Below are 14,966 nucleotides of genomic sequence, written 5' to 3'. Positions count from 1 at the left end.
GACATAAAATTCGACAAAACTGATGACCAAAAAAATCTGTTATGAGTAATCAAAATCTTATCAAGAAATGCTGGGCATTTCCACGAACCACCCTCCTATTGTTATTTTCCTTCCTGGCAGTAAGTGGCCTCGCTGTGGCTCAGCAGCGGATCGTCACGGGGCAGGTGCACGATCAAAACAACCTTCCCCTGGCCGGTGTTTCGGTAACCGTGAAGGACAAACCTGCGACGGGTACCGCCACCGATGCCGATGGGAATTTCTCCATCAGCGCTTCGGTAACCGACATCCTCGTTTTCGAGTTTGTGGGGCACCAAAAGGAAGAGCGCAAAGCCGATGGCACCGCAACCCTGCGGGTGGTCCTGCAACAGCTCGAAACCGCACTCGATGAAGTCATCGTTATCGGTTACGGCACCAAACTAAAAGGGGAACTAACCGGTGCCGTATCCAAAGTCGGCAACGAAACCTTCGAAACCCGGCCCCTCACCAACACGATGAACGCGCTGCAAGGTTCCTTGCCCGGTGTCACCGTGACCAGGGGAAGCGGCCGGCCCGGCTTCGAGAACTATTCCATGCAAGTACGCGGGGCCTCCTCCATGGGCGGAAGCAGGGTACTCGTTTTGATCGATGGTATTCCCGGCGACCTCAACCTCATCAACCCGAATGACATCGCTGACCTTACCGTACTAAAGGATGCCGCAGCCTCCATCTACGGCGCACGCGCTGCCGACGGGGTGGTCATCGTTACCACGAAGAAAGGAAACAAAGGAGCGCCAAGCATCCTGTATTCCGGAAATTACGGAGTAAAGACACCACAGTTCCTAAAGAAACGGACCAACACCCTACAGCTGGCCGAAATGTATGACGAGGGTATGAGAAACGTGAACCAGCCCGGCGTTTCCGAGGAGGTGTTCAATAAGATCCGGGCCAATGCCGAGCCAGACCCCACGGGATGGTTGAAGTACCTCGAGAACTTCCCCGGCTTCTACCAGTCCCATGATTGGATCGATGACGTATTCGGAACCGGTATCCAGCAGATGCATAACCTGAGCCTATCCGGTGGCGGCGACTATAATTCCTATCTCTTTTCAGCCGGATACCAGCGCAACGAAGGCATATTCCGCCATGGTGAAAACCACTCCGAACGCTACAACCTCCGGATGAACTACGATTTTAAGGTTTCCGATAAGATAACGGTAGAAACCAGAACCAGCTTTGAGAACCAGCCCACGGTCAGTCCCACGGCGCTTGGCAGCATCTTATATTACGTAAACCAGATGGGCAGCTACGTTCCCATATACAATCCCTTGGGGCAGCTTTATAAGTACCAAGGAGGGTTTAGGAATCCCATTCAATACCTGCGTGAAGCAGGCACCAATAAGGACAATGCCTACCGGCTGTCATCCAACGTAAAAGGAAACCTCAAGCTGCTAGACGATTTGCTATTGGTGGGCCAGGCAGGTGTCATCGTAGATTTCACTGACCGGAAGGAAACACGCCCCACTTTCGCGCAACATAATTGGGATGGCAGCGATTTCGACATCGTCAATTCCCCCAATAGTGCGTTGTTTACACACGCCAAGAACGTTTACCAGAATTATACCGCCTACCTGGACTACAACAAAACCTTCGCAGGCAAACACAAGGTAAATGTAATGGCGGGCGCTTCCCGCGAAACGAAGACCTACGAGAATCAATCCATTACCGGGTACAACTTCGTAAGCAATGACATCTTTACCTTAAACCTTGCAGACAGGACAAAAACGGAGTATGCCAATTTCTCAGGCGGCGCGTCCGATTGGGCGCTGCAGTCGTACTTCGGTCGGCTAAGTTACGCATACGGCGGAAAATACCTGGTCGATTTTACCACACGGATGGATGGCAGTTCCAAGTTTGCAAAAGACAAACGCTGGAGCGCCCTGTTCCCATCGGTGGCGGTTGCCTGGAACCTATCAGAAGAGTCTTTCATCCAATCGATGGATGTATTCGATAACCTGAAAGCCCGGTTGTCATGGGGTCAATCCGGCAACCAGGAATTGAATTTCGGCAATTACGACTATATTTCCCTCATCTCCATGTCCGGCGCCTATCCAATGGGCACCCCCAATGTGGGACTGCCCGGCGCCGTATCCAGTATCGCCTCGCAAAGCCGCACCTGGGAAACCATCGAGACAAAAAATGCGGGCATCGACTTCGGCTTCCTAACCAATCGGTTAACCGGAAGCATCGATTACTATATCAAGAACAACAAAAACATGCTGGTAAACGATCAGCTGCCCGCCACCCTGGGCGGATCTGCCCCTACACAGAACATCGGCAAGCTCGAAACCAAGGGGTGGGACTTTTCAATCGCCTGGAATGACCAAATCGGGAATTTCAAGTACCGCGTTTCGGCCATGCTGAGCGACAGCAAAAACAAATTGCTCGAGCTCAAAGGGAACGATGCCTACGGAGAAGGGTTGATATATGCTCGAGAAGGTTATTCGCTCAATTCCTATTTCGGCTACCAATACAAGGGCATCATCCAAAATGCAGAACAGTTGGCTGCTTACAAGCAGTTAGGCAACGTTCCCGCTAATCTAGCGGTAGGAGACGTGATGTACGGCGATGTGGACGGCGACGGGAAAATCACCGCCTTCGGCGATGCTGCCAACGGAACACAGGGCGATATGGTGTATTTAGGGAACCTGCTTCCGCGATATGCCTATTCCTCCACCATCGACCTATCATACAAAGGATTTGACTTAAGCATCTTTTTGCAGGGCATTGGAAAACGTGAAGGCATACGGACCGGCGAGTTCAGCAATCCGTTCCCCTCCGTGTGGATGCAACCCCTGGAATATTTCTACGGCAAAAACTGGACACCGGACAACCCGGATGCTAAATACCCCCGCCTTGTACCCGGCGCAGTGGGCTATGACGAAATAAAAAATTGGGATTGGCGGTACTCATCCATGCGCATGAATAACCTCGCTTACCTTCGGCTGAAAGTGCTTACACTGGCCTACAACCTACCGCAACCGTTTGTACGAAAAGCTAAGATGCAGCAAATACGGGTGTATGTGAGCGGACAAGACCTATTCACCTTTTCAAAGGGCACATGGAATAAATCGTTCGACCCGGAAGAAACCTGGGAACGTTCTGACGAACAGACGTATCCGTTTAATAGCATCATCTCCTTTGGCTTGGACATTAAGTTTTAAACCACTAAAACGACGTATCATGAACAATATTTTTTCGATAATAGCCATTATTTCCGTCCTGCTGTTTGCCGGATGCCAGAAAGGACTGGATTTGATACCGAAAGATGCCATCTCCGATGGTACCTTTTGGAAAACAAGTGCCGATTTTAAGTTGGCTGCAAATAACCTGTATTTTTCGCTCGAAGGGTTCAACGCATTGGATACCTACTCGGATATCGCCTACGATGTACCCAACTCGGTAAGCAACGGAACCTACCAGACCACTGAAAACGACAGCCGGTGGACCAATGCTTATAGCTACATCCGGCGCTGCAACAAAATCATCGCAAAAGGCACCGAAGCATCCAACGCCTCGGAATTGAAGCAATATGTGGGCGAAGCCAAGTTTTTCAGGGCCTACAACTACTGGATGATTTTTCGGCTCTTTGGTGGGATACCCCTTATCACCAAAGAACTGGATATCGATGATGAAGAGCTCTATGCCGAAAGAGCCTCCCGCAAAGAGACCGTTGATTTCATATTGAAAGATTTGACGGAAGCCGCGGCCGACCTGCCCGAGCAGCTTACGTTACCGAGCGGCGACCGGGGCCGGATCACCAAAGGTGCTGCCAACGCATTGAAAGCACGGGTAGCCCTCTTTGAAGGCACCTGGGGCAAAGCAAGAAATGACGCCGCTGCAAGCGCCTACCTAGACATTGCCGTTGCCGCCGCGACCACCGTGATGAACAGTTCGCAGTATGCGCTATTCACCAGTATGGGCGATCAAAGCTACCGGTATGTGTTTATCGATGAGGGGGATGATTCGCAGGAAGCGATACTGGACCGTCGGTATCAAGTAAACATTTCGCGCCACACCCACCCGAGTACGGTTGGCGAAGGCCACCTGCTGCCCACCAAAAAGCTGGCAGACATGTACCTGTGTGCCGACGGATTGCCCATCACGAAATCACCCTCCTTCAGGGGCTATGACCTCACCGATTCCGAATTTGAGATGCGCGACCCCCGGATGACGATGACCATCGCCGTTCCCGGCTCCGGCGTCATGCAGCTCTGGTACCCCGAACCGGTCGCCAGCTGGCCTTTCTATCCACAGCGCAACGCAAACACGGGCTACACCACCTACAAATTCCTGTCGGAAGATCCGGTGTCCAACGAATCGCCGTTTACACTTGGCTATGGCTACGATCGCCATATCATACGGTATGCAGAGATACTACTCATCTACGCGGAAGCCCTTTTTGAGAAGAACGGCGCCATCAGTGACGACGACCTCAACAAGTCCATCAATATCATCCGCGAAAGGGCGCGTATGCCCTACCTGACCAACGGTTTCGTCAATACCCACGGCTTGGATATGCAAGAAGAAATAAGGCGCGAAAGAACCATCGAACTTGCCCTCGAAGGCTTCCGTTACGACGACCTGAGAAGGTGGAAGACCGCGGAAGTTGAGCTCCCCACGGACATCAAAGGCATCAAAATCGTGGGAACCCCCTGGGCCAGCCCCATCGTGGTGGAAGGCCAGGACAGAAACCCCTACACGGATGCCGCATGGCAAAATAGGACGGATGCCAACGGGTTCATCATTGTGGAAAGTGCAGACGGGAGAACATTCGATCCCGAGAAACATTACCTCATGCCGCTCCCCACCAAGGAAAGGCTGATAAACCCGCGCTTGGAACAAAACCCAAAATGGTAACGGGTTTACATCGGCGCGCTTATTCTTGCCGGATTTTGTCGAAAATATGGTAAAATTGGAACAATTTAGTGGACTAAACTTAATCGTTGTATGAAAGGCTATTTAATGTTGGTTTTCCTATCCCTTGGCTATGCCTCAAGCCATGCGCAGCAGTATACGTTGCATTCCCCCAACTCCGCACTGGCTGTCGAGATCGAAAACAACCAGCAGGGCATCAGCCTGCGGATGACCAAGGGGGCAGACCTCGTGTTGGTGCTGTCAGACCTGGGCATGGTTGCCGATGGCCTGGCGAGCGGCCCCTTGCAGGTGAGCAAAGCGAAGCGAAACGCCGTAGATGAAGAGGTAACACCAGTGGTCAAAGAAAAATTCGGGGCCTACAGAAATGCCTACAACGAGCTGGTTCTTACATTTAAGTCCAATCGGTCAATAGCCTTCCGCCTGTTCGATGAGGGGTTGGCCTACCGCTTTTCCACGGCTGCCAAAGACAGCTTGACCGTTGTCAGCGAGACCCTTCGTCTCCAGTTCCAGCCGGGCGATTCAGTACGCTTCCAGTCCGAGAAGTCATTCCATTCGGCTTATGAGCAGCCCTATGAATTCAAAAAAATGGGCGACATGGACCCGGCGAGGCTTTACCACCTGCCCATCCTTGTAGAAAAACAAGGCGGCAGGTTCGTGATGGTCACCGAATCGGACCTCCACGATTACCCCGGCTTATGGATGCGCACGGACGGGGCCGGCCGATTTACCGGTACCCATCCCCCTTATCCCAAAACATTGGTAAACACCAATAGCCGCTACTCCAGCGGCCAGGTCGGCGAAACCCATGATTACATCGCGCGGGTTTCGGGCAAACGGGACTATCCGTGGCGCATCTTTGCGGTTGCCGAACAGGAAGACGGGCTCATCAACAACAACATGGTTTATCTCCTGGCATCTCCCAACGCCATCGCCGATCCCTCCTGGATCAGACCCGGCGTGGTGATGTTTGACTGGTGGGGCAAGAACAATATCTACGGGGTCGATTTCAAGGCCGGCGTCAATACCGAGACGGCCAAATACTTCATTGACTTTTGTGCCGACCACGGATTCCGGTATTTCCTTTTCGATGATGGGTGGAGCCCGAAAGACGACCTGCTGCGTTCGGTCCCCGGCTTAGACATGCAAGCGGTTACCGCCTACGCCAAAACCAAGGGGGTAGACGTGATGGTGTGGGTTATCTGGAATACCCTGCGTGACCAATGGGAGGAGGCTTTCGACCAGTTCGAACGGTGGGGCGTCAAAGGCATCAAGATGGACTTCATGAATAGGGATGACCAACAGATGGTTGAGTTTTACGATGCGGTGGCCAGCAAGGCGGCCGAGAAGAAAATGGTCGTCAATTTCCACGGTGCCTACAAACCCAGCGGCTTAAGCCGGAAATATCCGAACGTGCTCACCTCGGAGGCGCTGATAGAATTTGAGCAGAACGGCGTGTCCGATAACGACAATCCCGAACACCACAACCTCCTGCCCTACATCCGCCTATTTACAGGAGCCATGGACTACATCCCGGCCACCATGCGCAACGCCAACAAGCATAATTTCAGCCAAATCCGGGACTACCCGATGGGCTGGGGCACCCGGGCGCATGCCATGGCCTTGTTTGTCATCTTAAACAGCCCCATGACCATGTTGCCCGGCTCTCCTTCCGACTACTACCGGGAGCAGGAATGCACGGACTTTCTCGCGAAAATACCCGTGGGATGGGATGAGACGAAACTGCTGGCAGGCAAAATCGGCAAGTACACGGTGCTGGCCAGAAGGGCCGGTGCCGACTGGCATATCGGCGCCATCACAAACGACGACCCCCGGACCATCGACCTGACCACCGATTTTCTGGAGCCCGGCAACTACCACATTGAAATCATCGCCGATGGGATCAATGCCCGTACCGCCGCAACGGACTATACGCTGTCTCGCCGCGAGATCCAAGCAGGCGAAACGCTGAAACTCGAGTTGGCACCCGGCGGCGGGTGGATCGCCAGGATCACGCCACAAAATCAGTAACCATCCGGATTTAGGAGCTTGCCACCCAAGCTCCTAAATCCGTTATCGATAGCAGCCAGCAAACGTACCCATGCCAAACGGCCATCAGATCGTATTGTTAAAAACCGAAAACTTCAACCGTACGGTAAACGGGGAGGCAGTAACCCTGTTTACCCTTCGCAACAAGCATGGTTGCGTAGCCCAGTTTACCAATTACGGTGCCCGCTGGGTATCCATGTGGGTGCCCGACAAAAAACAGCAATGGGCCGATGTGGTCCTCGGCTTCGAAAGCCTGGACGACTACCAACATGCAAAAGAAAAATACCATGGCGCCATTGTGGGCCGCGTGTGCGGGCGCATTGACCAGGGAACTTTCCGCTTGGGTGGCACCCACTATCAATTGACCACCAACGATCAGTTCGGCAAGCCCACAAGAAACCACCTGCACGGCGGTCCCGGTGGATTCAGCTTCCGGGTCTGGGGGGGTCGTGTTTCGTTAAACGACCAAGGGGAAGAGGAATTGGCGTTCACACTGGTTTCAAAAGACGGGGAAGAAGGCTACCCCGGAAACCTGGAAGTGACCGTATGCTACACATTGGGCAACGACAATGCCATGCGGATAAGCTATTCGGCACAAACGGATGCCGCAACCCTTGTTAACCTCACAAGCCATGCCTATTTTAACCTCCATGGCGGCAAGGGTACCGATGTGTTGGACCACCTCGTCTGCATCCATGCAAACGCCAGCATAGCCTGCGATGACGAGCTGATCCCCACAGGCCGCATCGTTTCGATAAAAGACAGCCCACTCGATTTCACCCAGCCGCAGATGGTCGGCGCCCGTATCGATGAATCCTATCCCGGGCAGCTGTTTCGGGGCAAAGGATATGTGGTGTCTTATGTGCTGGATGGAGCCGGCCATGCCTTGCGCCTGGCTGCCACCGTAGAAGAAAAAGAAAGCGGCCGGCGCATCGAGCTGTATACCGACCAGCGCAGTATCCAGTTTTACAACGCATGGCTGTTTGACGGAACCGATGTGGGCAAAAACGGGAAACCTTATGTGCGCAGCGGTGGCCTTGCACTGGAGGCCCAGGGCTTCCCCGATGCACCCAATCAAGCCAGCTTCCCATCCATTACGTTGCTTCCGGGAGAAACATACCGGCAAACCACCGTATACCGTTTTTTAACCACTTGATTTCCCATTGCCATCCCGTTAATTTTCCTTAAAGTTGCAGTATATGAATCCAACCAACCACGACAGCACCTTCCACGCCCCCACCCAGTCCTATGCATACCATACGAAGTATGTGTTGGGCATTTCCTTCATTTCCGCGTTGGGCGGATACCTATTCGGGTTTGACTTTGCGGTCATCGCCGGCGCGCTCCCGTTCTTGCAAACGCATTTTTCGTTAGATGCCTATTGGGAAGGCTTCGCAACGGGTAGCCTCGCGTTGGGGGCCATCATCGGCTGCATGGTAGCAGGGTCCGTGGCTGAAAAATACGGCCGTAGGCCGGGGTTATTGGTTGCCGCCGCCATCTTTGCGGTGTCGTCCCTGGCGATGGCATTTTCCTTTTCCAGGGATAGCTTCATCGCTGCCAGATGCTGTGCGGGCATCGGCGTAGGCATGGCCTCCATGCTATCGCCCATGTATATCGCAGAGATTTCGCCAGCCCATATACGCGGGCGCATGGTAGCCATCAACCAGCTCACCATCGTGCTGGGCATCCTGGTTACCAACCTGGTCAACTACGCGTTGCGCAATGGCGGGGAAGACGCCTGGCGCTGGATGTTCGGGCTGGGCGCTATCCCGTCTGCTTTGTTTTTTGTCGGAACGCTGTGGCTGCCCGAGAGCCCGCGGTGGCTCCTTAAAGCCGGAAAAAAGGCGCAAGCGGCCCACGTGTTGCAAAAAATAGGCGACGACCGTTTTGTGGCCGATTCCATCGGCAACATTACCCGGTCCCTGCGGGGCGTGGTCAAAACCAATTATGCAGCCATTTTCAAGAAAGGCGTACTCCCCGCCGTCATGGTAGGCATCGGGTTGGCGGTATTTCAGCAGTTATGCGGCATCAATACGGTTTTCAACTACACCCCCCGGATATTCGAAAGCATTGGCGCCTCCCAGGATGACCAGCTCTTGCAAACCGTTTTTATCGGTGGCGTCAACTTAGTTTTTACCGTGCTTGCCATGCTCCTGGTCGATCGACTGGGCCGAAAGCCGTTGATGCTGATCGGTGCCGGGTGCCTCGCCGTTACCTATCTCATCATCGTGGCCCTGCTGGGCGACCACTCGCCCCATGTATCCTGGTTCCTATTGGCATCCATCGGCATCTACGCCATGTCGCTGGCTCCCGTTACCTGGGTATTGATTGCCGAGATATTTCCCAACAGGGTACGGAGCGAAGCCACGGCCATTGCGGTAGTGAGCCTTTGGGCGGCTTATTTCGTCCTGGTGTTTACCTTTCCCGTTCTATTTGAAACCCTGAAAGAAAAGTCCTTTTACATCTATTCGGCCATATGTGCATTGGGCGTGCTTTTTATCTGGCGCAAGGTCAAAGAAACAAAAGGCAAAACGTTGGAAGAACTGGAGATGCTGTAAGGTTACGCCACCATATCGCTCAATATGGCAATGGCCTGCCCGATATCCGGCACCCGCTCAAAGGCGATGCGCAACGATCCTTTCACCTCCTTGAGGTTGCAGATGGTGGGGTTCTGCTGCACAAACTGGAGTACCTTCCCGAATTGGTCGCTCTCGAAGTAGGCCGGGTTGGAGGCAAAGTAGCCCCGGAGTACATTTTTCTTGAAAGAGACCTTTTCGAAGCCGATTTCCTTGCCCCGCCACTGCAGGCGCAGTGTATTCAGCAATTCTTCCACCGGCGGCGGTACGGGACCGAATCGATCGCGTAGCAGCTTCCTGAAGCCTTCCAACTGTTCCTCGTTTTCCAGCTTGGCGATTTCGTTGTAGAGGTTGTACCGCTCGGCCACATTGGTCACGTATTCATCCGGTATAAGCACTTCCAGGTCCGTATCGATCTGGGTGAACGACACGAAGTCACGCGGTTTCACATCCGTGAAAAGTGCTGCGAACTCGTCGTCTTTCAGCTCCTGGATGGCCTCGTCCAGTATCTTGTGGTACATCTCAAAGCCAATCTCGGCAATAAAACCGCTCTGTTCGGCCCCTAGCAGGTTGCCGCTTCCGCGGATATCGAGATCGCGCATGGCCACATTGAAACCACTGCCCAGCTCCGAAAACTCCTCGATGGCGTTGAGCCGCTTGTACGCTTCGGCGGTGAGTGTGGAGAGCGGTGGGCTCAGCAGGTAGCAGAAAGCCTTCTTGTTGGAGCGCCCCACACGGCCCCGCATCTGGTGGAGGTCGCTCAGGCCAAACATATGGGCGTGGTTGATGATGATGGTATTGGCATTGGGGATGTCCAGGCCCGCTTCGATGATGGTGGTGGCCACCAGCACGTCGTATTCGTGGTTCACGAATTTGAGCATCACATCCTCGAGGGCATCGCCCTCCAGCTGGCCGTGGGCCACCCCCACCCGTGCATGCGGCACCAGCTTCATGATCAGGTTGCCCAGCTGCGGCAGGTCGGCCACACGGTTGTGGATGAAGAACACCTGCCCGCCGCGGTCCACTTCGTAGGTCACCGCCTCCTGGATGAGTGTTTCGTTAAACACGTGCAGCTCCGTCTGCACGGGCTGCCGGTTTGGCGGTGGCGTGTTGATGATGCTGAGGTCGCGCGCACCCATCAGCGAAAAGTGGAGCGTGCGCGGTATCGGTGTGGCCGTCAGCGTAAGCACATCCACGTTGGCACGGAGCTGTTTGAGCTTCTCTTTCACCCCTACGCCAAACTTCTGCTCCTCGTCCACGATCATCAGGCCCAGGTCTTTGAACTTCACGTCTTTGCTCACCAGCCGGTGCGTACCGATGATGATATCGAGTTTCCCCTCCGCCAGCCGGGCCAGCGATTCCTTGATCTGTTTGTTCGTCTTAAACCGGTTGATGTAGTCGATGTTGCAGGGAAACCCCCTCAGGCGCTCGGTAAAGGTGCGGTGGTGCTGCATGGCCAGGATGGTGGTAGGTACCAGCACAGCCACCTGTTTGCTGTCGGCCACCGCCTTGAAGGCAGCCCGGATGGCTACCTCCGTTTTGCCGAAGCCCACATCGCCGCACACCAGGCGGTCCATCGGGTGGGGCGATTCCATGTCCTGCTTCACATCCTGCGTTGCCTTCTCCTGGTCGGGCGTATCCTCGTAGATAAACGAAGCCTCCAGCTCGGTCTGCAGGTAAGTATCGGGGCTGAATGCGTTTCCCGTTTGCGCCTTCCGCTTCGCATAGAGCTTAATCAGGTCGCGCGCAATGTCTTTAACTTTTTTTTTAGTGGTCTTCTTCAGCTTGTCCCACGCATCGGTACCCAGCTTGTTCATCTTGGGTGCCACGCCGTCCTTGCCCGTATATTTCGAAATGCGGTTCAGCGAGTTGATATTCACGTAGAGCAGGTCATTGTCGGCGTATATCAAGCGGATGGACTCCTGCACCTTGCCGTTCACCTCCACCTTCTCCAATCCGGCATACTTGCCGATGCCGTGGTCTATGTGGGTAATGTAGTCGCCCGGTTTCAGCTCACGCAGTTCTTTCAGCGTAATGGCCTGCGAGCGCTCATACCCCTTCTTCCGTTTGTATTTGTAGTACCGGTCAAACACCTGATGGTCGGTATAGCAGGCCACCCCGAGCGATACCTCGGCAAAACCTTCGCGCAGGGCCGTATGGATGGGTGTGAAGGAGACCGACTTATCCATGTCGTCTAGGATGGTGATGAGCCGTTCAATCTGCCGCGGTGAATCGCTGAAGATGCAATTCTCCATATGGGCTTGCTCATTCTCCTTGAAGTTATGTATCAGCAGGCTGAAGTCCTTGTTGAACGAAGGCTGCGGGCGCTGGTTAAACACAATGGTGTGGTCCGCTTTGTAGAGGAACTGCTTACCGAACTCCACCACGGCAAAATCGTGCAAGATGGCCGACAGGTTCTTCTCGTCGATGAAGTTGTACTTCGGGTCTACCCATTCGGGGTTCTGCTGCTTATCCTCGGGGGGCAGCGCCCGCCACAGCTCGCCCGCCCTCTTATAGCCACGGGCAATGATGTCGAGCGTAAACTGCACGTCTTCAAACCAAATCACCGCATCGGCAGGGATGTATTCGAGCAAGGCGATGTTGCCTTCCGTAAGGAACTTGGCCTGCACATTGGGCACGATGGTTACGGTGTGTATGTTGCTTACCGACAGCTGGCTTTCGATGTCGAACGTACGGATGCTTTCGATGTCGTTGCCGAAAAATTCGATGCGGTAAGGCAGGTCGTTGGAGAACGAGAAAATATCCACGATGCCGCCACGGATGGCGTATTGCCCCGGCTCGTATACGAAGTCTACCCGCTCAAACTCGTATTCCTGCAAAAACTCGTTGATGAAATCGATGTCGAGGTTGGCCCGCTGGGTTATTTCGAGCGTATTCTTTTCGAGGTCGGCGCGGTTGATCACCTTCTCGGCCAGCGCCTCGGGGTAGGTTACCACCATGCGGGGCAGCTCGCTGGCGCGGTTGAGCGTGCTCAGCGTTTCGGCCCGCTGCAATACGTGGGCGCTATCGGTCTGCGTAAAGTCGAAAGCCTTGCGGTACGAAGCCGGGAAAAACAGCACCTGCTTGTCCAGCAGCCCCTCCAGGTCGCTCAAAAAATAAGCGGCCTCCTCGTGGGTGGGCAGCACGAATACGAGGGGGCGTTCCTGCAGTTGGTAGCATGCCACGGCCGCCATCGCGTCGGCCGATCCGATCAACCCTTTCAGGTGGATGTTCGGGTGCTTGCCCTGCAATGCCGCCGCCAGTGCCGTCACTTGGTCGCCCTGGCGAAATTTCGCTAAAATATCACTGATGCCCACAATCGTAAAACGGGGGCAAAGGTACGTAAAAAATAAGCGATGCTCAACTCAAATTAATCTGCTGCCCGAAAGCCGCTTGTATCCATTCCCCCTCCGGGGTATCGCCGATAAGGATAGCGATGTGCGCGCGCGTGCCTTCCACGGCCCCATCGGGCCCCACCGTGTTTTCAATGTTCCACTGGATGTGGTCGCGGTAGCTCTTGTTGAACAGGTCGATGCGCTTGTCGGTGATCCGGTGCCCCATGCTCTGGTGGCCCGCCCGGCCCACGGTCGGTTCGCCCAGCCCCACGCCGTTGTCTTCCACCGTCAGCTGGATGGCAGACCCGCGCGATTTCGCCACGATCCGGAGCCGCTTGTCCTTCCTGTCGGAAGGTGCCAGGCCGTGGCAGATCGCATTCTCCACGAAGGGTTGCAGCAGCAGTGCGGGAATCACGTCGCGGTTTTCCCATTGCTCCATTTCGTTCACGATGTGGTAGGTAAACTCGCCGTCAAAGCGGTTTTTCTCCAGTTTCAGGTATTGGTCAAGCAGCATCAATTCGTCGCACACCCGGTGCACGGGCCGGTGCGAAATCTCCAGCACGCGGCGGATGAAACAACTGAAATGGCCCAGGTAACTGAGCGCACGGTCATATTCCCTTTTCTCTACCAAAAAGCGGATAGACCCCAGGCAGTTGAACATGAAATGCGGATTGATCTGCATCCGCGTGGCGATGATTTCGGCCTCCATCAGGTTCTTGTCGTACAATGCTTTCAGGCGGGCATCTTTCTGCCGCTTTATCAATTCGTCCGATCGCCGTTTCAACCGCCGCATGCGGAACTTGAAAAACGCGAAGGCGGCTACCACGGCCAGCAGGCCTACCATGGCAAAGATAATCAGGTTGCGGCGGTGCAGTTTCGCTTCGGCCAGTTGGTTGTCTTTGGTAAGCAGCTCAATCTGCGCCTCTTTGCTTTCCAGGTCGTACTGCTGCTTAATCGCCGAAATCGCCACTTGCTGGTCGTGCAGGGCCAGGCTATCCTTATACTGCTGCGCTATCCGGTAGTAGGCCAGGGCTTGCGTGGCATGGCCCTGTTGCTCATAGGTGGTCGCAATCGCCGCCGCACTGTGCTGTATCATGGCGTAGTGCTCCAACTCATTCCCCACCGTATATGCCCGCAAGTAAGCCGCCAACGCTTGGCCCAGCTGGCCCTCCTGCCGGTAGATATCGCCGATGCTGGTCAATACGGTTGCCTGCCCCAGCGGATTGCCCAGCTCTCCATACCGATGCAGCGCCTGCTCGAAATAGGTCCTCGCCGTCCCGAGGTCCTTATTTTCCAGCAGGTAGCTATTGCCCATGGCCTCCAAGGTAATCGCCATCCCCTTCTTATCGTCCATTTCCTCATTCAGGCGCTTCAGCGCAGCGAGGTAGCTGCGGGCCGTTTGGTGATCGCCGATCTCGTCGTAATAGCTTCCGATGGAGAGGTAATTCATCGCCTGCCCCAAGGTATTGCCCGTCGCAATGGCAATTTCGAGCGCCCGCTGCAAGTGCGCCAGCGCCTCCTGCTCATGGCCGGGGATGTTCATCAGCGCAATGCCCAGCCCGTTGTTGGCGATCTCCTGGTTCTTGGTATCCGCCTGTTTTTCGGCAATGGCCAATGCTTTCAGGTAGTACGCCACCGAAACGTCGAAATTGCCGTTGTGCCGCGCCGCCACCCCTGTGTTGTTGGCAAAGATCATCTTGCTGAGCGGCGGTATATCCAGGTGTTCGGTCAGGTCGAAGGCTTTCTGGTGCAACGGGATGGCCTGTGCATAATATTGGTGGTAGCGGTATAGCAACCCCAGGTTGTCCAACGCTTTGGCGTATAGGTGGGTGTCTCCCAGGTCTACCGCATGCTGCACCGCCTCGTTGGCAACGGCAAAACAGCGGTCGCCATGCTGCGGTTGGCGGTGGTACAACCGCGATACGGTAAGCTGCGCCTCCACATAGGCCGAATCGATGGGTGCGTGTTTAAGCACCCGTTCCAGGCTATCCAGCGGATCGCCCGCTCCGGTGAATGGTAGAAAGATGCCGTATGCGATCACCACCGTCGTGATTCGCCTCCAAAGGCCATTCCGTCTCATAACTGGCACGTTATA

7 protein-coding genes are annotated in these 14,966 nt (G+C 54.7%); 5 read left to right on the top strand and 2 right to left on the bottom strand.

The features are described 5' to 3' along the window. The first annotated feature begins 41 nt into the window (after positions 1–41). The 5 genes from ACEVG1_RS03585 (at position 42) to ACEVG1_RS03565 (ending at position 9,518) form a co-directional block, all read left to right on the top strand. Positions 42–3,200 (top strand): SusC/RagA family TonB-linked outer membrane protein, encoded by a 3,159-nt coding sequence (locus ACEVG1_RS03585; protein ID WP_374742190.1) that lies wholly within the window; start codon positions 42–44, stop codon positions 3,198–3,200. A 19-nt stretch (positions 3,201–3,219) separates the two neighbouring features. Continuing rightward, positions 3,220–4,896, top strand: coding sequence for a RagB/SusD family nutrient uptake outer membrane protein (locus ACEVG1_RS03580; RefSeq protein WP_374742189.1), 1,677 nt, complete (start codon positions 3,220–3,222; stop codon positions 4,894–4,896). 90 nt (positions 4,897–4,986) lie between these two features. Next, entirely contained in the window at positions 4,987–6,942 is a 1,956-nt protein-coding gene (locus tag ACEVG1_RS03575; RefSeq protein ID WP_374742188.1) for a glycoside hydrolase family 97 protein, read from the top strand. Between the two features lie 70 nt (positions 6,943–7,012). Continuing rightward, a complete protein-coding gene (locus ACEVG1_RS03570) occupies positions 7,013–8,116 on the top strand; it encodes an aldose epimerase family protein (protein ID WP_374742187.1) in 1,104 nt (367 codons plus the stop codon). A 43-nt stretch (positions 8,117–8,159) separates the two neighbouring features. Continuing rightward, complete coding sequence (locus tag ACEVG1_RS03565) at positions 8,160–9,518, top strand: sugar porter family MFS transporter (protein ID WP_374742186.1); 1,359 nt, start codon at positions 8,160–8,162, stop codon at positions 9,516–9,518. A 2-nt stretch (positions 9,519–9,520) separates the two neighbouring features. Here the strand turns inward: ACEVG1_RS03565 and mfd are convergent, their stop codons facing one another. Both mfd and ACEVG1_RS03555 read right to left on the bottom strand, forming a co-directional pair. Next, a complete protein-coding gene (gene mfd, locus ACEVG1_RS03560) occupies positions 9,521–12,853 on the bottom strand; it encodes a transcription-repair coupling factor (protein ID WP_374742185.1) in 3,333 nt (1,110 codons plus the stop codon). 43 nt (positions 12,854–12,896) lie between these two features. Further along, the gene (locus ACEVG1_RS03555; RefSeq protein WP_374742184.1) at positions 12,897–14,951 is read right to left on the bottom strand and encodes a tetratricopeptide repeat protein; all 2,055 of its coding nucleotides are present in this window, start codon (positions 14,949–14,951) and stop codon (positions 12,897–12,899) included. Positions 14,952–14,966 lie beyond the last annotated feature (15 nt).

Origin of the sequence: Parapedobacter sp. 2B3, assembly GCF_041925275.1 — a bacterium.
Classification (GTDB): domain Bacteria; phylum Bacteroidota; class Bacteroidia; order Sphingobacteriales; family Sphingobacteriaceae; genus Parapedobacter; species Parapedobacter pyrenivorans_A.
The sequence above is the reverse complement of the archived record's forward strand: the minus strand, read 5'-3'. Positions and strand labels throughout refer to the sequence as shown.

Excerpts from the sequence above, each read along its gene's own strand:
- ACEVG1_RS03555 (WP_374742184.1), bottom strand. The coding sequence starts at position 14,951 with ATGAGACGGAATGGCCTTTGGAGGCGAATCACGACGGTGGTGATCGCA.
- ACEVG1_RS03570 (WP_374742187.1), top strand. The coding sequence starts at position 7,013 with ATGCCAAACGGCCATCAGATCGTATTGTTAAAAACCGAAAACTTCAAC.
- ACEVG1_RS03580 (WP_374742189.1), top strand. The coding sequence starts at position 3,220 with ATGAACAATATTTTTTCGATAATAGCCATTATTTCCGTCCTGCTGTTT.
- ACEVG1_RS03585 (WP_374742190.1), top strand. The coding sequence starts at position 42 with ATGAGTAATCAAAATCTTATCAAGAAATGCTGGGCATTTCCACGAACC.
- ACEVG1_RS03575 (WP_374742188.1), top strand. The coding sequence starts at position 4,987 with ATGAAAGGCTATTTAATGTTGGTTTTCCTATCCCTTGGCTATGCCTCA.
- ACEVG1_RS03565 (WP_374742186.1), top strand. The coding sequence starts at position 8,160 with ATGAATCCAACCAACCACGACAGCACCTTCCACGCCCCCACCCAGTCC.